The sequence below is a fragment of the Pseudomonas reinekei genome (genome assembly GCF_001945365.1).
Lineage (GTDB): Bacteria > Pseudomonadota > Gammaproteobacteria > Pseudomonadales > Pseudomonadaceae > Aquipseudomonas > Aquipseudomonas reinekei.
In genome coordinates this window covers 107,966-126,546 of the sequence record NZ_MSTQ01000002.1, presented here as the reverse complement: position 1 = coordinate 126,546, position 18,581 = coordinate 107,966, and the positions used below count along the sequence as shown (strand labels likewise).

Below are 18,581 nucleotides of genomic sequence, written 5' to 3'. Positions count from 1 at the left end.
CGCTGAAACGGGTTTTTTCCGTCATCAACGAGGTGGCGCGTAAAGTTTGGCGGCGATTGTACTGGTCTGGCACTTCAAACGATAGGGTAATGAGGCCATACCGTCGCTTTGACGGTAGCCGCGCACAGATTTTCACTGTTATAGGTTAACTATTGGTTACAAAGTGTGGCTAAAATGCCACCTTTCACCGAGGCCGACATACGGCCTGGCTCGAACGAGGGCCAGTGGAGCTGTTGTTTCGAATTCAGACGCTGCACAAGACCCGAGGGCCGATGGCTGGCAGGGGGCGCAGTTTGTTCACTTCTGACGTGTGACGATTTCCGTGAAACTGATCATTGCCGCTATTTATGTAGTCTCCATCGCGTATGTCCACCTGCGCGGTCGCGTGCGCCACAAGCTGGGTCGCCAATTGAGTGATCACTCGACGTTTCTGGCACCGATCAATTGCTTCCTTTATATGTTCTCGAAAATCCCTAACAAGCCTTACCTCAATCCGGCGGACTTTCCGGATCTGAGCCCCTTGCAGACCCATTGGGAAGAAATCCGCGCTGAAGGCCAGAACCTGCTGCGGGCCGGCGAGATCAAGCGTTCCAACCAATACGACGACGTCGGCTTCAACTCGTTCTTCAAGACCGGCTGGAAGCGTTTCTACCTCAAGTGGTACGGCGACAGCCACCCGTCGGCCATGAAGTTGTGCCCGCGCACCACTGAGCTGGTACAAAGCATCGGCTCAATCAAGGCCGCCATGTTCGCCGAGTTGCCGCCGGGCTCCAAACTGGTGCGTCACCGTGACCCGTATGCCGGTTCCTATCGCTATCACCTGGGCCTGGAAACCCCGAACGATGCCGGTTGCTACATCAACGTCGATGGCGAGAGCTACCACTGGCGTGATGGCGAAGCGGTGATGTTCGATGAGACCTTCATTCATTACGCCGAAAACACCACGCAGCAGAACCGCATCATTTTGTTCTGCGATGTCGAGCGTCCGATGAAATATCGGTGGGCGGCAGCGTTCAACGGCTGGTTCAGCCGCACGGTGATGTCGGCTGCCGGTGCGCCGAACGAGGCGGGTGACAAGACGGGTGGCATCAACCGTCTGTTCGGCAAGATCTACAAAATTCGTTTGCGTGGCAAGGAACTGAAGAAGCGTAATCGCAAGCTCTATTACTTGCAGAAATGGGCGTTCTTCGGTGGGTTGCTGGCGATTTTTGTTCTGGTCTGATTCATTCGTTTGCAGTATTGGCGTCATCGCAGGCAAGCCCGCGATGACGCCAATACTGCAACACATCACTTACTGACTTTTTTCCGCGCTGCCGGCTTACTTGCCGCCTTGGGTTTTGCCGGCGCCTTATCGGCGCTCTTGCCCCCCAGGCTGCGTTTGAGCAATTCGGTCAAATCAATGACATCCGCTGTCTTGCGAGCTTCTTCGCCGGTATCCGTCTCAACATCCTCGATCTTGCCTTCATGGGCCTTCTTGTTCACCAGCGCCATGATCTTCTCTTCAAACCCGTCGCGATAATCTTCCGGTGTCCATTCGGCGCTCATGTCCTCTACCAGGCGCTTGGCCATGTCCAATTCACCTTTAGTCAATTCCGCCTTGGTGACGTCCGGACCCAACGCCAGCTCATCCAGACTACGGACCTCAGCCGGCCAGCGCAGTTTGACCAACACCAAGGCCGAGTCCAATGGCATCAAAGCGGCGAGGTACTGGCGGGTATGCAACACCACGCGCGCCAGCGCGACCTTCTTGGTTTTGGTCAGGGTCTCGCGTAATAACGCGTAGACCTTGCCGCCGCGCTTATCCGGTGCCAGGTAGTAGGGGGTATCGATGTGTTGCAGCGGAATGTTGTCGCCGTCGACAAAGGCAAAGATATCGATGGTCTGCGTCGACAACGGATGCGCCGAGCGGATTTCTTCTTCGCTGAGCACGACATATCGACCTTTTTCATACGCGACACCTTTGACGATGTGCTCCTTGGTCACTTCCTTGCCGGTGACTTTGTTGACCCGTTTGTAGCCCACCGGGTCCATGGTGCGGCTGTCGAGCCAGTCGAAATCCACCCCTTGGGAGGACGTTGCCGAGACCAGCGCCACAGGTATGTGCACCAATCCGAAACTGATCGCGCCTTTCCAGATTGCCCGTGCCATGGTCGTCTACTCGCGAGTGATGATCAGGTGACCGTGGGGCCCAAACAAAAGTTGCAATGGCCTGCAGCCCGTCCCTGGCCGCAGATCAACTTCGTGTTACATGTTGCTGTTGAGGTTTTGGTTAACAAATCCGAACCCGGGGCGTAGCGTGCTATCGAAGTCCTTACACGCGCGCGTCCAGAGGCAACCCATGAACAGATGCATCTTCGGCTTCATCCTGTTGGCCTTGAGTGCCACAATTGGCCCCCTGGCCCAGGCGCAAGCTCCGTCGCTTCGTGCACCCTTGCTGGTGGCGCAGAACCTGCCGAACAGCGGCAACAACAATCCGTATAACAGTCCGATTCGCCGGGCCAATCCCAACAGCATGCAAGGCACGCAACCCAGCGCCCCGGCCATCCGGGGGCCGAACACCGTGCCCGTGCCGCGCCCACCGACGCTTGATAACGGCGGCATCGGCAATCGCTCTTCGCAGACGCCGAGTGCGCCTTCCAGTCCACCCAAATTCATACCCAATCCACCTCCTCGGGATTCGGGCACTTCTACTCGCTAAATGGCAGGCCCTCATTTCTGCCCACCGTTCTCATGACAAAAGGAATCGTGCATGTTGCGTACATCCCTTCTGACCGCTCTCTGTGCCAGTGCAATGTTGACGGCGACGCTGCCGGTTCTGGCCGCGTCCGCGCAGGAAATGAACAGTGAACAAGGTACCCTTGAGGTCACGTCAATCGCCAAGGGGCTGGAGCATCCCTGGTCCGTGGCGTTTCTGCCCGACCGGCAGGGCATGCTGGTGACCGAGCGGCCCGGCAACCTGCGCCTTGTCAGCATTGAAGGCAAGTTATCGGCGCCGATCAGCGGCGTGCCCAAGGTTTGGGCCAAGGGGCAGGGCGGTTTGCTGGATGTGGTGTTATCACCGGATTTCAGGCAGGACCGTCTGGTTTATCTGTCCTACGCCGAGGGCGGCGGTCAGGGCGACAAGGCCGGCACGGCTGTCGGTCGCGGGCGGTTGTCCGAAGACCTGACGAGCCTCAAGGATTTCACGGTGATTTTCCGGCAGGAACCAAAGCTCTCCGTCGGCAACCATTTTGGTTCGCGGCTGGTTTTTGACCGTGACGGCTATCTGTTCATTACCCTGGGGGAAAACAACGACCGCCCGACCGCACAGGACCTCGACAAACTCCAAGGCAAGGTCGTTCGCATTTATCCCGACGGTAAAATACCGGACGACAACCCATTTGTCGGTCAGTCCGGTGTGCGACCCGAGATCTGGTCCTACGGCGTGCGCAATCCGCAAGGTGCGGCGCTTAATCCATGGACCGGCACCCTGTGGGAAAACGAACACGGTCCTCGGGGCGGCGACGAATTGAACGTCATCGAACGCGGCAAGAATTACGGCTGGCCATTGGCAACCCACGGCATCAACTATTCCGGTCAGCCCATCCCTGAGGCCCAGGGTAAAACTGCCGAAGGCACCGTCGGGCCAAGGCATTTCTGGGAGAAATCACCTGGCTTGAGTGGCATGGCCTTTTACGACAGCGATCGTTTCAAGGCATGGCAGCACAACGTCTTCATCGGCGCGCTGGTGACGCAGGAGCTCATCCGACTGCAGTTCAACGGCGACAAGGTGGTTCACGAGGAGCGTCTGCTGGGTGAGCTCAACAAACGCATCCGCGATGTGCGGCAGGGGCCGGATGGTTACTTGTATGTGCTGACCGATGAAGGGGACGGCGGACTCTACAAGGTAGGCCTTAAATAACAGATCGCACCTGCGGCAGCCCGTATAGGAGCTGCCGCAGGCGTCGACTTTTTCAGTTCACCTGGCGTACAAAACCACCGCCGCGCGCAACTTGCCCCGCCCAAAACTGCACATCTTCTCGAACTCCCCATGGCTGACCGGCATATGCTGGCAGTCCATGGCCTGGCGATGCTGGCTATGGTCCACATCGGGATCGTGCAGATAGACGAACTCGTCATCGCAATCGGTCACGATCACCCAGTGCGGTGATTTCGAGCGCGTCAGGCGATAACTGCTGATCAGCACCAAAGGCTGCCCCCCTTCTTCCAGAAGCTGCGGCAGTTTCAGTGGCCCACCGATCTCGCACTCGACGTCGCTGGTCAGCAGCTGCTCCGTGAACGCCTCGTGCACCAGGCGCATTACGTCTTTTTTATGCGTGTCGCGCACACCGTCGAGGAACAATGGCCCGGCCATGCTGAGTTGCAGACGCACCCTGAACCCGCGGCGCCAGGCAGCCAATGCCAAACCTTGAGGGCTGCAGCCGCCGTGGCCGGAGGTCATGAACACGGTGGTTGCCTCGCGCCAGATCTGCAGTTCTTCGCGACGTTCCAGAAAGTCAGGCCGTTGCAGTGCGGCCATGGCCATGATCAGGCAAGCCGGACCGCAGGTGAACTCGGTGGTTTGTGCGTAGTAGGGCACTTGAATGTTGCGCGACTCGCGGTGCTGCAGAATGCGCTTCTCCAGGCGTAGCGCATCGGCATGGTCCTGGTAATAGTCATGAATCACGGCAAAGCGCCGGTAGCCGTTGCGCTCATACAGGGCAATCGCCGCCGGATTGTCGATACGCACCTCCAGCCGCAAATAGGCACAATCGTGTTCCAGGGCGCAGGCCTCGACGCGATCGAGTAACTTTTTGCCCAAGCCGTTGCCTCGCGCCTGGGCGGCGATGGCGATCGAATACAGACGTGCCAGCGACGTGCCCCGATGAAAAAGCACCACGGCATAACCCAGTAAATGCTCACCGGCCTGAGCTACCAGCAGTTGCCCGTGGGCACGAGTAATCATCCATTGAAAGCTGCGACTGTTGAGCCGGTCGGTGGTGAAACACTGCTCCTCCAGTTGCAACAATTCGGGTAAGTCTTCCAATACCGCCAAACGAAAAAATGTATTCATATGACCGCCGTAAAAGTTGCGTAACGAAACGGGACTTTCAAAAAACTTCGTGCTTAATAGATACGGTCTTGTTCACCAAAACGGATCGATCACTATGTCAGCGGTACAAGGTCATTGGCGCGAAGTATCCGAGCAAACTTTGCCGGCGGCAATCACTTCTGAAACTTATTTAAATGGCTCTTTACATGAGCCGGGCAGAACTTCAAGCCAGTTGATTATCATCGTCGAGCGCAAGGAAGACTGGGCGTCTTATTTCCCCAGCGAGGACATCGTCACGGCCCAGGAGTATCTGGAGCAAACCCGTGAAAACGAGCAGGGCAAGCGTGTGCAGGTTATCAATCTGTGTCGCAGCTACAAGTATCTGGGGCACGGCTATTACTGTTCACTGTTGGCTGAAGCCCGTGGCCACAAAGTTATTCCGTCGGTGCGGACCATCAGCGAACTGACCCGTAAATCCCTGTATGGATTAGCGCTGGATGACCTCGATAAAACCCTGGAGAAAGCCCTGAGTCACCACGCTTACAGCGATACCGAAGGTTTTACCCTGACGCTTTATTTCGGCAGGACGAATATCGAGCCGCTGCAGGATTTGGCGCGACAGTTATTTGAGGTGTTTGCTTGTCCGATCTTGTTAGTTGAATTTCGCAGAGCTAACGGTTGGCATATCGAAGGCATCAAGTCCGGCGCGCTGCACAAGTTGCGCGAAGATCAGGAAGATCAGTTTGCGCATTCCCTCGACAGTTTCAGTCGCAAGATCTGGCGCCAGCCCCGGTCCCGGCGATTGGCCCGATACGACCTGGCCATCCTGCATGATCCCCATGAAGCATTGCCGCCCTCCAATGCCAAGGCGTTGGATAATTTTGTCAGGGTCGGCAGGACGCTGGGTATCGACGTCGAGCTGATCGAGCGCAAGGATTATTCGCGAATCGCTGAATACGACGGTTTGCTGATACGCGAGACCACCAGCGTCGACAACCACACCTACCGTTTCGCCAAGAAGGCCGAGAGCGAAGGGCTTGTGGTGATGGACGACCCGGCGTCGATCCTGCGCTGCACCAACAAGGTGTACCTGACCGACTTGCTCAAAAGTCACCAACTGGGCATGCCCGCGACCGAAATCCTCTACAAGGAACGACCGGAAGATTTCGAACGGGTAGGTGAACGTCTTGGCTTTCCGTTGGTGCTGAAGATCCCCGACGGCTGTTTTTCCCGGGGGGTGATCAAAGTCGAAAGTCAGCAAGCGCTGCTCGAGGCCACCGCCGAACTGTTCGAACACTCGGTGCTATTGCTGGCACAGGAGTTTTTCTACACCGAATACGACTGGCGCATCGGCGTACTCAACCGTAAACCGATTTTTGCCTGCCAGTACTTCATGTCCAAGGGGCATTGGCAAATCTATAACCACAAAGCCAAAGGCCAGGACATCAACGGTGAGTGCCGGACCCTGGCCGTTCACGAAGCGCCGCGGGCGGTGGTGGAACTGGCGGTGAAGACCGCGAACCTGATCGGTGATGGCTTGTACGGCGTTGACCTCAAACAGTCGGGTGACAAAGTGGTGGTGATCGAGGTGAACGACAACCCGAACATGGACGCCGGTATCGAAGACGCCTACTTGCAGGACGATCTGTACTCGCTGGTGCTTGAGGAGTTTGTGCGACGCCTGGATCTGAAGCGTCGCGGCCAGGCCTGGTGATCGGCCGATGATCAAGAGCTTTGAATTGACCCACGGTGCATTGCACGCCGTCGACCGGCTGGACGCGCCAGTCATGCTGTTCAGCAATCCCGATGCGGCCGAACGCGATCTGCTGCATAGCCATTTCAAACTTGATGCACACGCTCTGGCGTCGGCACTGGACCCTGACGAGGTGTCGCGCATCGAGTTTCACCCCGACAACCTGTTCCTGATCTGGAAACACCCGGAAAACTACTCTGGAGCCGACAGCCTGGCGTTTGAGGTGTCTTCCTGTGGGTTGCTGTTCAGCCCGGACCGTCTCCTGGTGATTGCCACCGATGACGCGCCGCTTGGCGGATTGGGCAGGCGGCAGGCCTTAAATACGCCACTGGATGTGTTGCTCGATTTGCTGTTCAACAACATCCACCACTATTTGGGTCACCTCAAAGTCATCAAGCTGGTTGCCCGGGAGTTGCAGCAGAAATTCAACGCATCGATGCAGAACCAGCACCTGATCCAGATGTTCAACCTCAGCGAAAGCCTGATCTATTACATCAACGCGATCCACAGCAATGGCGCGGTACTCACCCGCCTGCGCAATCACGCGGAAAAGGAACACTTCGACGCGCATGCCATCGGCTTGATCGACGACCTCATCATCGAAAACAACCAATGCTACAAACAGGCGGAGATCTATTCGACAGTGTTCTCCGGGCTGATCGATGCCCGGGGCAACCTGATGAACAACAGCATGAACAACCTGCTGCGCAAACTGACGTTGATCAACGTGGTGTTCCTGCCGCTGAACCTGATCGCCAGCATCGGCGGCATGTCCGAGTTCAGCATGATGACCGCTGGAACACCATGGTGGGTGTCATACCCATTGTTTTTGATGGCGATGATGCTGGGGGCGGGAGTGATGGTGATAGGGCTCAAACGCTTGGCGAAATGAATCGGGTGAGTGATATGTCGTGATCGCTGGCAGCTGGCGCCCACAGTGTTGTTGCGACGTCAGCAAACCTGCAGGAGCGGGCCTGCTCGCGATAGCCATCTTGGATTCGACAGCGACTTACCATTGACTTGGCCCGCGTGCCCGGCTAATTTCCGGCCATGACTTCCACCGTATTGCGCTGCCAGCCAAGCATTATTACCGCCATTCCTCATTTGGCGGGCTAGCTCACGACTGCAGCACCCAACCCGCCCTAGAGGCGGGTTTTCACTTTCTGTCTCAGGGCTTTATCAGCAAGGTCGCCGACCCTGCATACCGGAGACAGCCATGAGCCACACCGCTCAACAACAAGCCTTGCTTGAACACTACGTGAAAAAAATCCTCGCGGCGCCCGTCTATGAATTGGCGGTGCGGACGCCGTTGCAAGCGGCACCTGCGTTGTCCGAGGCACTGGCCAATCAAATTCTGTTGAAGCGTGAAGACTTGCAACCGACCTTTTCCTTCAAGATCCGTGGCGCCTACAACAAACTGGTGCAATTGACTGATGAGCAGAAGGCGCGAGGTGTCATCACAGCTTCCGCTGGCAATCATGCCCAAGGCGTGGCGCATGCCGCACGCGAGCTGGGCATTGCCGCAACCATTGTCATGCCGGCCATGACACCGGAGCTGAAGGTGCTCGGCGTTCGCAGCCGTGGCGCTGAAGCGGTGCTGCACGGTGAAAGCTTTCCGTTCGCCCTGGCCAGGGCGCTGGAGCTGGCAGAACAAAGCGGCAGGACGTTCGTGTCACCGTTTGATGATCCGGATGTGATTGCCGGGCAAGGTACCGTTGCGATGGAGATACTGCGTCAGCACCAGGGGGCGCTCGACGCAATGTTTATACCGGTTGGGGGTGGCGGCTTGATCGCCGGCATCGCCGCGTACGTTAAATACCTTCGACCACAGGTGCGCATCATCGGAGTTGAGTCGGAACACTCCGCCTGTTTGCAGGCCGCCTTAGAGGCAGATGAGCGCGTGGTGCTGCCCAACGTCGGAACCTTCGCCGACGGCGTGGCGGTTGCGCAGATCGGCGCTCACGGGTTTGAGGTGTGTCGGTTTTGCGTGGATGAAGTGCAGACGGTCAGTAACGATGAGCTGTGTGCCGCGATCAAGAATATCTACGACGACACCCGCTCGATCACCGAGCCATCCGGCGCCTTGGCCGTGGCCGGCATCAAGAAGTACGTGGCCCGCACGGGAATCCGCGGGCAGACGCTAGTGGCCATCGACTCCGGTGCCAATATCAATTTCGACAGCCTGCGCCATGTTGCCGAACGCGCCGCGATCAGCGTCGCCTCGGCGTGAAGGAGGCAGGGGATGCAAACGCACTATGTGAGTGCAAATTGCAGGGTCGCGCGCGGGCTTTTTTGCAAAATGCATGACCGATGTCACCTGTTGTTGCATTAAACCTTTGATTTACCGATGAGCTGCACCGTTAATTTCAGGGCATGTTTTATGCTGTAGCTGTTCTCAAGCTGACCGGGATTTCACATGAGCCAGCGTCGATAGCTGTTTGGCAATCTCACAAAGGAGAGGGTGGCCATGTTTCTTTCTGCCTTGGAACTTCGCAATATCATTGAAAGCAGTTTTTTGCCCAAACGTTGTCAATGCTCGCTATCACCGGAGCTGAAGATGACCGTCAAGGTTTACGCCGACGGTAGCACCGACACCCTCGATCTCTTAAGAACGGATATCGATGCGCAACATCTGAATAGTTGTCGGGAAATCCACGAATTGATTGCAGGCCTGCGCAACGATCTCGGCAACCACCACGTGGAAAGCGAGCATCGACGCGTGGTTGGCAAAGTGCTCTAGCGCTCGATTTCAATCTCTTGCGAGAGACGCTGGGCCTGGAGAAACGCCAGGCCCAGCGCCAATGCGGCAGTCAGTTCTGATAACTGCATGCGTCCGACAGTTTTCGATAGGCCAGTTCGGCGGGCCTACCCGACTGCTCATCGATATACGTCATTTTTGCCGTCACCACTTGGCATTCCAGCGTGGTGGGCTCGGTCAGGGCTATCACTTTACCCACATGCAGTGGCATGCCGTAATGGTACGAGGCCACAGGCTGAGCGGAGGTGGTGTCAGCCAGGGCGAACTCTGAAAAAGCGGCACAGACAAAGGCTGAAGAAACGAGCAAGACGCGCGAGTTCATGGGGGCAATCTCCAGTGCAGACGGAAGTCAGCTCGACATATGGTCGAACCTGCCGCACTGGGCGTCAGAAGACTCTGAAGGCGTGCGGTCCAGTTATTGTTGGACTGCACGATTAAGCATTGGTTAATTCACGTGAACGCCACCTGTCGCTTTGCCACTACCGTTCGGCGGATGCACCCATCGCATTCAGTCAATCACCAACTGCTGCCGATAAGGCATGTCCGGCCCGGTCTTGCTGCAAGTCAGCGCCGCCGCCTGAACCGCAAACCGCACCATCGTCTCGATCTGCTCGCGACTCAGCTCACGCAACCCTTCAATTGAATCCAGCTGCTGCTCGGTCAGCCAGGTGATCAATGCCGCCTGAAAGGTATCGCCCGCGCCTACGGTGTCGGCGATCTTGACCACGCAGGCCGGCACTGACCACGAACCATGTGCTCGACTGAACACCGTCGCGCCCTCGCCACCACGGGTCAGGAACACCAACTGACAACGCTGCTGCAACCAGCCATCAATGACCCGCGCAGGATCCTGTTCGGGATATAACAGGGTCAAATCTTCATCACTGACCTTGATCAGGTCGGCGTGCTCGACCAGCGTGGCAATCCGCGAACGCCACAACTCGATATTGGGCTCAGGATTGAGGCGCACGTTCGGATCGAGGCTGATCAGGCGTTTGCCGCTTTCCCGGCGTACCAACGCCAACAAGGTGTCGGCAATCGGTTGCACCACCAGCGAAAACGAACCGATGTGCAAGCCGCGCACCTGCGGACCCAACGCCGGCAGGTGTTCCGGTGTCAACTGACGGTCAGCACAGCCTTCGCCACGGAAGCTGTACTGTGGCGAGCCATTGGCGCCGACCGCGACCATGGCCAGTGTGGTCGGCGCGGCGAAGTCCACCAGATAGTCGGTTTGTACACCTTCATCCTGAAGCACTTGCAGCAGTCGTCGGCCGAGGTAGTCGGTAGACAGCCCGGCAAACAACGCCGCGTCCACGCCCAAACGGCGCAAGCCTACCGCGACATTCAACGGCGAACCGCCGGCAATCGCCTTGAAGTTCACTTTGGAAGCCAGGCCGCTGGCATCGTCTTCACTGAAGAAATCGAACAGCGCTTCGCCACACACCAGATACATAATTGTTCGCTCTTTAAAGGGTTGCGACATGCTGTTGATAGCGTTCGTAGGCCTGCTGCGAGAGCACTACGTTTTCTGCAATCGGCAGGGTTTCACTGGCCAGGTCGAGCTTGACGCAGCGCTCGCACAGTTGCGCCAGGCTGTCCTCGTGCCCGTTTGCCCGGGACTTGCACCACGCCGCCTGAATCGCCGCCCCCAGGGCCGCGGCTTCGCTTTGTTCGGTGCAAATCACTGGCGTGTTCATGATGTCGGCGACCACTTGCCGCCATACCGGACTTTTCGAACCGCCGCCGATCAGGCAGATGCTGCGGCTTTGTAAGCCATTTTGCCGCAACAGGTCCAACCCGAAACGCAATCCGAAAGTTGTGCCTTCGACGACCGCGCGACACAGGTTGGCCTGGGTCAGGTTGGTCATGGTCAGGCCCAGCACGCTGCCGGTGGCGTGGGGCAGGGCGGGGACGCGTTCACCATTGAGAAACGGCAGCATACACACGCCTTCCGCGCCGATGGGGGCTTGGGCAACCAGCGCGTTGAAGCGCTCGATATCGAGGTCGAACAATTCGCGGATAACCCCGGTGGCATTGGTCAGGTTCATGGTGCAGATCAACGGTAGCCAGCCGCCGCTGGAAGAGCAGAACGTGGCGACTGCCGCGTCCGGGCTGACGGTCGGTTGATCGGCATAGGCGTATACCGTGCCGGACGACCCGAGGCTCATGGTAATGGCCCCGGGCCGAATGTTACCGGTGCCGATGGCGCCCATCATGTTGTCGCCGCCACCGCTGGAGACCAGTGCCTTCGGATTGATACCCAACTGTTCGGCGATTGCCGGCAGGATCGTGCCGACGGCCGCGTGCGCGTCGATCAGTTCCGGCAGCGCCGATTGCAGGCGTCCGCCGGGATCGATGTCGCGCAGTATCTGCAAATCCCACTGACGGGTGCGCACGTTGAAATAGCCCGTGCCTGAAGCATCGCCGTACTCGCTGCAACTGCGCCCGGTGAGCCAGAAGTTCAGGTAATCGTGGGGCAGGAGAATGTGGGCAATTCGGGCAAACACCGCAGGATGCTGTTCCTTGGTCCACAACAGTTTGGACACGGTATAGCCCGGTGCGATGACTACGCCCAGACGCTCCAGCGAACCTTTCTCGCCGCCCAGGCGTTCGAGCAGTCGATCATTCTCTGCGCTGGTTTCGGTGTCGCACCAGAGTTTGGCCGGGCGCAGCACCTGGCCCTGATCATCGAGCAGGACCAGGCCATGTTGCTGGCCGGAAACACCGATGCCGAGGATGTCCTGGCCATCGACGTCGGCTGCGAGCAAGGCGCGTCGGGTGGCGAGGGCAAAGGCTTCCAGCCATTGAGTGGTGTCCTGTTCGCGACGGCCGTTGGCGCCGCTGATCATCGTGTGAGAGGCGGCACCGAGGCCCAGCACCTCTCCACTGACGGCGTCGAGGATGATGGCTTTGGTGCCTTGGGTGCCGCAGTCGATGCCTAGGAATAATTGTTGATTTGCCATGGAATGTCCTTGGTGTGTCAGGTCGAAATCGGTGAGTCCATTCGCGAGCAGGCTCGCTCCCACATGGGATCTTGTTTTCGCTCAAGATCTACTGTGGGAGCGAGCCTGCTCGCGAAGGCGGCAGTTGCTTCACCGCAAGTCTCAGGTCAAAACCCGCTCCAGCGTCCGCGTCACACCCACCTCCCGCAAACTGTTGCAGCACCACTCGAACGCCGCGACAAACGCCGCCGAACGCGGGATCGCCGTGCCAAAAATCTCCTCGACCTCCAGCAAACGCTGGGTGATCAACGCATCATCGGCCACCAACGCCTGGCAGAACGCCGCTCGCGGGTCCGGTATCGAATAGGTGTCGCCATTCTCATCCACACCCTTCAAATACAAGGCCCACGCCGCCACTACCAGCGCCGCTCGTTTGGTCTCCCGGCCATCGGCAATCAGGCGGTTAATAGTCGGAATGGTGAACTTGGGAAATTTCGACGAACCGTCCGAGCACACCCGCTCCAGTTGATCGGCAATCGCCTGATTGGAGAAACGCGCCACCAGCGTGTTCTTGTAATCAGTCAGGTCAATGCCCGGCACTGGCGCCAGTTGCGGGGTGACGTCCAGGTCCATGTAGGCGCGCATGTAGCGTACGAACAGCGGGTCGTTCATGGTTTCGTGGACGAAGCGATAGCCCTTCAAAAAACCGAGATAGGTCAGCGCCAGATGGCTGCCGTTGAGCAGCTTGATTTTCATGTCTTCATAAGGCGTGACGTCGTCGGTGAACTGCACACCGACCTGTTCCCAGGCCGGGCGGCCGTTGACGAACTTGTCTTCCAGCACCCACTGTACAAACGGTTCGCAGACCACCGGCCAGGCGTCGTCCACCCCGTGCTTGTCCGCCAGTTGCAGACGATGCTCAGTGCTGGTCATCGGCGTGATGCGGTCGACCATGGCGTTGGGGAAGCTGACATTGCTCGCTATCCAGTCACGCAAGCCAGCGTCACGCAGACCGGCGAAGGCCAGCAACGCCTTGCGGGTGACCGCGCCGTTGTGCGGCAGGTTATCGCACGACATCAAGGTGAACGCAGGCGTACCTGCGGCCCGGCGCCTGGCCAGTGCGGCGCATAGAAAGCCGAACACGGTTTTCGGTGCATCCGGATTGGCCAGATCGTGTTGAATTTGCGGCAAGTGGGCCATGAATTCGCCGTTGCTGTCATCGATGCAATACCCGCCCTCGGTGATCGTCAGGGAAACGATGCGGATCTGCGGTTCGGCGAGTTTGTCGATCAGCGCGGCCGCACCGTCCTCGGCCAGCAACATATTGCGGATGGCACCAATGACCCGGACTTCGGTGTCATCGGTGTCACCCAATTCAAACAGGGTGAACAAGTAATCCTGTTCTTTGAGGTCATCGCGGGCACGACGGTCTTCGGCACGCAGGCCGACCCCGCAGATCGCCCAGTCCAGGCCTTCGCCGGTGTTCATCAGGGCGTCGGTGTAATACGCCTGATGGGCGCGATGAAAACCGCCGACGCCGATGTGGGCGATGCCTTGGCGCGTGTCGCTGAGGGCGTAGGCGGGCAGGATCACTTCGGGGGCGAGGCGGTTGAGGTTTTGTTTATTGAGCTTCATCAAAAGGTCTCGCAAATCAGGCGGCAACGCGCAAAGGACGGGTCAGTGCCACGCCGTCGGCATCGAATAAATGGCAGTGCTCGGGGTCCAGGTGCAGGCTAAGGGTTTCGCCGTAACGGCTCGCCAGGTCGCCGCGCACTCGCATGGTCAGTGCTTCGCCGGAGGCTGTACGCACATGGCAGAAGGTGTCGCTGCCCAGGCGTTCGCTGACGTCGGCGGTGACTTGCAACGCGCAGTCGCCGGGTTTCGCCGGTTCCAGGTGTTCCGGACGAATGCCCAGCGTCACCGCGCCACCGACACTCAGGCTGGCGCCGTTCAGCGGCAGGCTGATGCGGGTACCGGCGTCAAGTTGTACGTCGCAACCCTGGCCGTCGACGCGGGTGATCCGGCCTTTGAGGAAGCCCATTTTCGGCGTGCCGAGGAAACCGGCGACGAACAGGTTGGCCGGCTGGTGATACAGATCCAGCGGCGAGCCGACTTGTTCGATCTTGCCGCCGTTGAGCACCACGACTTTGTCGGCCATGGTCATGGCTTCGACCTGGTCGTGCGTCACGTAGATCATCGTCGCTTGCAGGTCTTTGTGCAGGCGCAGTAACTCCAGACGCATCTGCACCCGCAGCGCCGCGTCAAGGTTGGAGAGCGGTTCGTCGAACAGGAAAATCTTCGGGTTGCGCACGATGGCCCGGCCAATCGCCACGCGTTGGCGCTGGCCTCCGGACAATTGCTTGGGCTTGCGCTCGAGCATCGGCCCCAGTTCAAGGATGCGTGCCGCTTCGCCGACTTTCCTTTCCACCTCTGCCTTGGGCACACCGGCCAGATCAAGGGCGAACGACATGTTCTTGCGCACGCTCATGTGCGGGTACAGCGCGTAGGTCTGGAACACCATCGCCAGGTCACGTTTGGCCGGGCTGACTTCGGTGATGTCGCGGCCGTCGAGTTCGATGGTGCCGCCGCTGACTTCCTCCAGGCCGGCGATCAACCGCAGCAGCGTGGATTTGCCGCAGCCTGAAGGTCCGACGAAGACCACGAATTCCTTGTCGTTCACTTCAAGGTCGATGCCCTTGATGATGGAAAATCCTTCGAAGCCTTTTTGCAGATTCTTGATTTTCAGGTTGGCCATGGTGGCGCTCCTTTTGTACTTGTTCTTTGAGGGCTATTTCACGGCACCGAACGACAGGCCGCGGACCAATTGCTTCTGGCTGATCCATCCAAAGATCAGGATCGGCGCACACGCCAGGGTTGAGACCGCCGACAACTTGGCCCAGAACAACCCCTCGGGACTTGAGTACGAAGCGATCAACGCAGTCAGTGGCGCGGCCTTCGACGAGGTCAGGTTCAGCGACCAGAACGCCTCGTTCCAGCACAGAATCAGCGACAACAGCACCGTGGAGGCCAGGCCACCTTTGGCGATCGGCAGCAGCACCCGGACCATTTCCTGCCACAGCGTGGCGCCATCGAGGCGGGCGGCTTCGAGGATGTCCTTGGGGATGTCTTTGAAGTAGGTGTAAATCATCCAGACCACGATTGGCAGGTTGATCAGGGTGTAGATCACGATCAACGCGATACGCGTGTCGAGCAGGCCGAAACTCTTGGCCAGCAGGTAGATCGGCATCAGTACGCCCACCGGCGGCAACATCTTGGTCGAGAGCATCCACAGCAGCGTGCCTTTGGTGCGCTGGGTTTCGTAGAACGCCATGGAGTAAGCGGCCGGCACCGCGATCAGCAGGCACAGGGCCGTGGCGCTGAAGGAAATCACCACCGAGTTCCAGGCGAAACTGAAGTAATCGCTGCGCTCGTTGATGTGCAGATAGTTTTCCAGTGTCGGTGCGAAAATGAACTGAGGTGGCGTGGCGAATGCGTCGATTTCGGTTTTGAAACTGGTCATCACCATCCAGAAGATCGGGAAGAAAATCACGATCGCAATGGCCCAGGCCAGGGTGCCGAGGAGCAGGCTTTGCACGCGGCGGGATTGTTGAAGAGTCATGGCAGGCCTCAGGCTTTGTCTGTCAGGTTTTTGCCGATCATCCGCACCAGCACGATGGCCGCGATGTTGGCGATCACCACCGCGATCAACCCGCCAGCGGACGCCATGCCGACGTCGAACTGCACCAGCGCCTGGTTGTAGATCAGGTAGGCGAGGTTGGTCGAGGCGTAGCCCGGGCCGCCGTTGGTGGTGGTGAAAATTTCGGCGAACACCGAGAGCAGGAAAATGGTTTCAATCATCACCACCACCGCAATCGGCCGTGCCAGGTGCGGCAGGGTCAGGTGCCAGAAAATCGCGATGGGGCCCGCGCCGTCCAGACGTGCGGCTTCTTTCTGTTCCTGGTCGAGGGACTGCATGGCGGTCATCAGGATCAGGATCGCGAAGGGCAGCCATTGCCAGGAGACAATGATGATGATCGACAGCAACGGGTAGTGCGCCAGCCAGTCCACGGGTTGCGCGCCGAACAGTTTCCAGATATAGGCGAGAATCCCCGACACCGGATGGAAAATCAGGTTTTTCCAGATCAGCGCACCGACCGTGGGCATGATGAAGAACGGCGAGATCAGCATCACCCGCACAATGCCGCGACCGAGAAATTCACTGGCCTCCAGCAGCGCGCTGATCAACACGCCGAACACCACGCTGATCAAGAGCACGCTGCCCACCAGCAACAGCGTATTGGTAGCGCCGGGCAGGAAGCCGGAATCGGTGAGGAAGTAGGTGAAGTTTTCCAGCCCGACGAACTCGTTTTCGCCGGGATTGAGCAAGTTGTAGCGAATGCTCGAGAAATAGACCGTCATGCCCAGCGGTACGATCATCCACAGCAGCAGCAGGGCCACCGAAGGACTGACCAGAAACCAGCCGGGGTTGGTTAACCGGCTTTTGCGCAGCGGTTGGGGAATGTCCATGTGAGCTTTGGCAGTTGAAGTATTCATGGCGTTAAACCAATGGGTACCGGCAATGAAGATCACTGTGGGAGCGAGCCTGCTCGCGAAAGCGATGGATCAGTCACGAAAATGCGTCGGTTGAACCGGCCTCTTCGCGAGCAGGCTCGCTCCCACCGTAGGCGAGAGCGGGGCGATGGGTTACTTGGGATAACCGGCGCGCTTCATCTCACGTTCAGTGGTTTGCTGGGCCGCGGCGAGGGCCTGGTCGACCGTGGTCTGGCCAATGAGAGCTGCCGAGAAGGACTTGCCGACCTGGGTGCCGATGCCCTGGAACTCAGGAATCGTCACCAATTGAATGCCGATGTAAGGCACCGGTTTGGCGCTCGGTTTGCTCGGGTCCGCTGCCTTCAGCGATTCCAGTGTCACCTTGGCAAACGGCGCCGCGCTCATATAGGCATCGCTGTAGGTCGAGGCGCGGGTGCCTGGCGGGACGTTGGCAATGCCGTCTTTCTCGGCGACCAGCGCGCCATATTCCTTGGAAGTGGCCCAGGCACTGAAGGTTTTCGCGGCATCTTTGGCCTTGGAACTGGTCGGGATCGCCAGTGCCCAGGAATACAGCCAGGCCGAGCCTTTGTCGGTGACTTCATGGGGTGCGTAGGTGAAGCCGACGTGGTCGCTGACCTTGCTCTGGGTCTTGTCGGTGACGAACGAACCCGCAACGCTGGCATCGACCCACATCGCACATTTGCCGCTATTGAACAGGGCGAGGTTTTCGTTGAAACCGTTGCTTGACGCACCCGGCGGGCCGAATTTTTTCATGGTGTCGACGTAGAAGTTCAGCGCGTTTTTCCATTCAGGGCCGTTGAACTCCGGTTGCCACTTCTCATCGAACCAACGTGCGCCGTAGGCGTTGGCCACGGTGGTGATCAGCGCCATGTTCTCGCCCCAACCGGCCTTGCCGCGCAGGCAGATGCCGTACTGTTCCTTATCCTTGTGGGTGAGTTTGGCGGCGAACTCGCTGATCTGCGTCCAGGTCGGGCGCTCGGGCATGGTCAGGCCGGCGTCCTTGAACAGGTCGGTGCGGTAGTAGGTAATCGAGCTTTCAGCGTAGAACGGCAGGGCATACAGCGAGCCTTTCACCGAAAGGCCTTCACGTACAGACGGGAACACGTCGTCGAGGTCATAACTGGCGGGCAAATCCTTCATCGGCTCCAGCCAACCCTTGGCGCCCCACAATGCCGCCTCGTACATGCCGATGGTCAGCACGTCGAACTGCCCGCCCTGGGTGGCGATGTCGGTGGTCAGGCGCTGACGCAAGACGTTTTCTTCAAGCACCACCCAGTTGAGCTTGATGTCCGGGTGCTCGGCCTCGAAGGTTTTCGAGAGCTTTTGCATACGGATCATGTCGCTGTTGTTGACGGTGGCGATGGTCAGGGTCTGGGCGCCAAGGCTGACGCTGCTGAGGGTCATGCAGGTGAGGGCAAGCAGAGCTTTTACAGAAGGTTGCATCGTGCACTCCTTTTCTGCACCCGGCGGGTTACAGAAGGACAGTTATTGTTTTTGTGTCTTCCGAAGGCAGGAAGAATCTGT

The 18,581-nt window shown here is 58.5% G+C and carries 16 protein-coding genes and 1 pseudogene; 7 read left to right on the top strand and 10 right to left on the bottom strand.

Features of this window, described 5'->3' with window-relative positions:
- Positions 1 to 322: 322 nt before the first annotated feature.
- Positions 323 to 1,222: a lipid A hydroxylase LpxO gene (gene lpxO / locus BVK86_RS03155; RefSeq protein WP_075945309.1), complete on the top strand. Its 900-nt coding sequence runs from the start codon at positions 323 to 325 to the stop codon at positions 1,220 to 1,222.
- A 65-nt stretch (positions 1,223 to 1,287) separates the two neighbouring features.
- Here the strand turns inward: lpxO and ku are convergent, their stop codons facing one another.
- Positions 1,288 to 2,148, bottom strand: coding sequence for a non-homologous end joining protein Ku (ku, locus tag BVK86_RS03150; RefSeq protein ID WP_075945041.1), 861 nt, complete (start codon positions 2,146 to 2,148; stop codon positions 1,288 to 1,290).
- 190 nt (positions 2,149 to 2,338) lie between these two features.
- Between ku and BVK86_RS03145 the strand changes: the two genes are divergently transcribed.
- Together BVK86_RS03145 and BVK86_RS03140 are read left to right on the top strand one after the other, a co-directional pair.
- Positions 2,339 to 2,698, top strand: coding sequence for a hypothetical protein (locus BVK86_RS03145; RefSeq protein ID WP_075945040.1), 360 nt, complete (start codon positions 2,339 to 2,341; stop codon positions 2,696 to 2,698).
- 51 nt (positions 2,699 to 2,749) lie between these two features.
- Entirely contained in the window at positions 2,750 to 3,901 is a 1,152-nt protein-coding gene (locus BVK86_RS03140; protein WP_075945039.1) for a PQQ-dependent sugar dehydrogenase, read from the top strand.
- A gap of 57 nt (positions 3,902 to 3,958) precedes the next feature.
- Here BVK86_RS03140 and rimI read toward each other — a convergent pair whose 3' ends face one another.
- Complete coding sequence (gene rimI / locus BVK86_RS03135; protein ID WP_075945038.1) at positions 3,959 to 5,053, bottom strand: ribosomal protein S18-alanine N-acetyltransferase; 1,095 nt, start codon at positions 5,051 to 5,053, stop codon at positions 3,959 to 3,961.
- 94 nt (positions 5,054 to 5,147) lie between these two features.
- Here rimI and BVK86_RS03130 point away from each other — a divergent pair, with 94 nt between their 5' ends.
- From BVK86_RS03130 to BVK86_RS03115, 4 genes and pseudogenes are all read left to right on the top strand, one after another.
- The gene (locus BVK86_RS03130; protein WP_075945037.1) at positions 5,148 to 6,746 is read left to right on the top strand and encodes a RimK family protein; all 1,599 of its coding nucleotides are present in this window, start codon (positions 5,148 to 5,150) and stop codon (positions 6,744 to 6,746) included.
- 7 nt (positions 6,747 to 6,753) lie between these two features.
- Positions 6,754 to 7,677: a magnesium transporter CorA family protein gene (locus BVK86_RS03125; protein WP_075945036.1), complete on the top strand. Its 924-nt coding sequence runs from the start codon at positions 6,754 to 6,756 to the stop codon at positions 7,675 to 7,677.
- A 324-nt stretch (positions 7,678 to 8,001) separates the two neighbouring features.
- Positions 8,002 to 8,997, top strand: a pseudogene (gene ilvA, locus BVK86_RS03120) (threonine ammonia-lyase, biosynthetic); the annotation flags it as partial.
- Between the two features lie 255 nt (positions 8,998 to 9,252).
- Positions 9,253 to 9,525, top strand: a complete 273-nt coding sequence (locus tag BVK86_RS03115; RefSeq protein WP_075945034.1) for a DUF1652 domain-containing protein — start codon at positions 9,253 to 9,255, stop codon at positions 9,523 to 9,525.
- 70 nt (positions 9,526 to 9,595) lie between these two features.
- On the opposite strand, the gene BVK86_RS03110 is transcribed toward BVK86_RS03115, so the two are convergent.
- From BVK86_RS03110 to BVK86_RS03075, 8 genes are all read right to left on the bottom strand, one after another.
- Positions 9,596 to 9,865: a DUF2790 domain-containing protein gene (locus BVK86_RS03110; RefSeq protein WP_075945033.1), complete on the bottom strand. Its 270-nt coding sequence runs from the start codon at positions 9,863 to 9,865 to the stop codon at positions 9,596 to 9,598.
- A 186-nt stretch (positions 9,866 to 10,051) separates the two neighbouring features.
- A complete protein-coding gene (locus BVK86_RS03105; protein ID WP_075945032.1) occupies positions 10,052 to 10,996 on the bottom strand; it encodes a carbohydrate kinase family protein in 945 nt (314 codons plus the stop codon).
- A gap of 13 nt (positions 10,997 to 11,009) precedes the next feature.
- Positions 11,010 to 12,506 carry a xylulokinase gene (gene xylB, locus BVK86_RS03100; RefSeq protein WP_075945031.1) on the bottom strand — a complete coding sequence of 499 codons (1,497 nt, stop codon included), beginning with the start codon at positions 12,504 to 12,506 and terminating at the stop codon, positions 11,010 to 11,012.
- A 141-nt stretch (positions 12,507 to 12,647) separates the two neighbouring features.
- Positions 12,648 to 14,120: a mannitol dehydrogenase family protein gene (locus BVK86_RS03095; protein ID WP_075945030.1), complete on the bottom strand. Its 1,473-nt coding sequence runs from the start codon at positions 14,118 to 14,120 to the stop codon at positions 12,648 to 12,650.
- A gap of 16 nt (positions 14,121 to 14,136) precedes the next feature.
- Positions 14,137 to 15,240, bottom strand: coding sequence for an ABC transporter ATP-binding protein (locus tag BVK86_RS03090; RefSeq protein WP_075945029.1), 1,104 nt, complete (start codon positions 15,238 to 15,240; stop codon positions 14,137 to 14,139).
- A gap of 33 nt (positions 15,241 to 15,273) precedes the next feature.
- Positions 15,274 to 16,104: a carbohydrate ABC transporter permease gene (locus tag BVK86_RS03085; RefSeq protein ID WP_075945028.1), complete on the bottom strand. Its 831-nt coding sequence runs from the start codon at positions 16,102 to 16,104 to the stop codon at positions 15,274 to 15,276.
- An 8-nt stretch (positions 16,105 to 16,112) separates the two neighbouring features.
- Positions 16,113 to 17,039 (bottom strand): carbohydrate ABC transporter permease, encoded by a 927-nt coding sequence (locus BVK86_RS03080; protein WP_075945308.1) that lies wholly within the window; start codon positions 17,037 to 17,039, stop codon positions 16,113 to 16,115.
- A 150-nt stretch (positions 17,040 to 17,189) separates the two neighbouring features.
- The gene (locus tag BVK86_RS03075; protein ID WP_075945027.1) at positions 17,190 to 18,500 is read right to left on the bottom strand and encodes an ABC transporter substrate-binding protein; all 1,311 of its coding nucleotides are present in this window, start codon (positions 18,498 to 18,500) and stop codon (positions 17,190 to 17,192) included.
- Positions 18,501 to 18,581 lie beyond the last annotated feature (81 nt).

Coding starts and splice junctions, on each gene's coding strand:
- BVK86_RS03105 (WP_075945032.1), bottom strand. CDS start 10,996: ATGTATCTGGTGTGTGGCGAAGCGCTGTTCGATTTCTTCAGTGAAGAC.
- BVK86_RS03145 (WP_075945040.1), top strand. CDS start 2,339: ATGAACAGATGCATCTTCGGCTTCATCCTGTTGGCCTTGAGTGCCACA.
- BVK86_RS03075 (WP_075945027.1), bottom strand. CDS start 18,500: ATGCAACCTTCTGTAAAAGCTCTGCTTGCCCTCACCTGCATGACCCTC.
- BVK86_RS03110 (WP_075945033.1), bottom strand. CDS start 9,865: ATGAACTCGCGCGTCTTGCTCGTTTCTTCAGCCTTTGTCTGTGCCGCT.
- xylB (WP_075945031.1), bottom strand. CDS start 12,506: ATGGCAAATCAACAATTATTCCTAGGCATCGACTGCGGCACCCAAGGC.
- BVK86_RS03095 (WP_075945030.1), bottom strand. CDS start 14,120: ATGAAGCTCAATAAACAAAACCTCAACCGCCTCGCCCCCGAAGTGATC.
- rimI (WP_075945038.1), bottom strand. CDS start 5,053: ATGAATACATTTTTTCGTTTGGCGGTATTGGAAGACTTACCCGAATTG.
- BVK86_RS03080 (WP_075945308.1), bottom strand. CDS start 17,039: ATGAATACTTCAACTGCCAAAGCTCACATGGACATTCCCCAACCGCTG.
- BVK86_RS03115 (WP_075945034.1), top strand. CDS start 9,253: ATGTTTCTTTCTGCCTTGGAACTTCGCAATATCATTGAAAGCAGTTTT.
- BVK86_RS03125 (WP_075945036.1), top strand. CDS start 6,754: ATGATCAAGAGCTTTGAATTGACCCACGGTGCATTGCACGCCGTCGAC.
- BVK86_RS03130 (WP_075945037.1), top strand. CDS start 5,148: ATGTCAGCGGTACAAGGTCATTGGCGCGAAGTATCCGAGCAAACTTTG.
- ku (WP_075945041.1), bottom strand. CDS start 2,148: ATGGCACGGGCAATCTGGAAAGGCGCGATCAGTTTCGGATTGGTGCAC.
- BVK86_RS03085 (WP_075945028.1), bottom strand. CDS start 16,104: ATGACTCTTCAACAATCCCGCCGCGTGCAAAGCCTGCTCCTCGGCACC.
- BVK86_RS03140 (WP_075945039.1), top strand. CDS start 2,750: ATGTTGCGTACATCCCTTCTGACCGCTCTCTGTGCCAGTGCAATGTTG.
- BVK86_RS03090 (WP_075945029.1), bottom strand. CDS start 15,240: ATGGCCAACCTGAAAATCAAGAATCTGCAAAAAGGCTTCGAAGGATTT.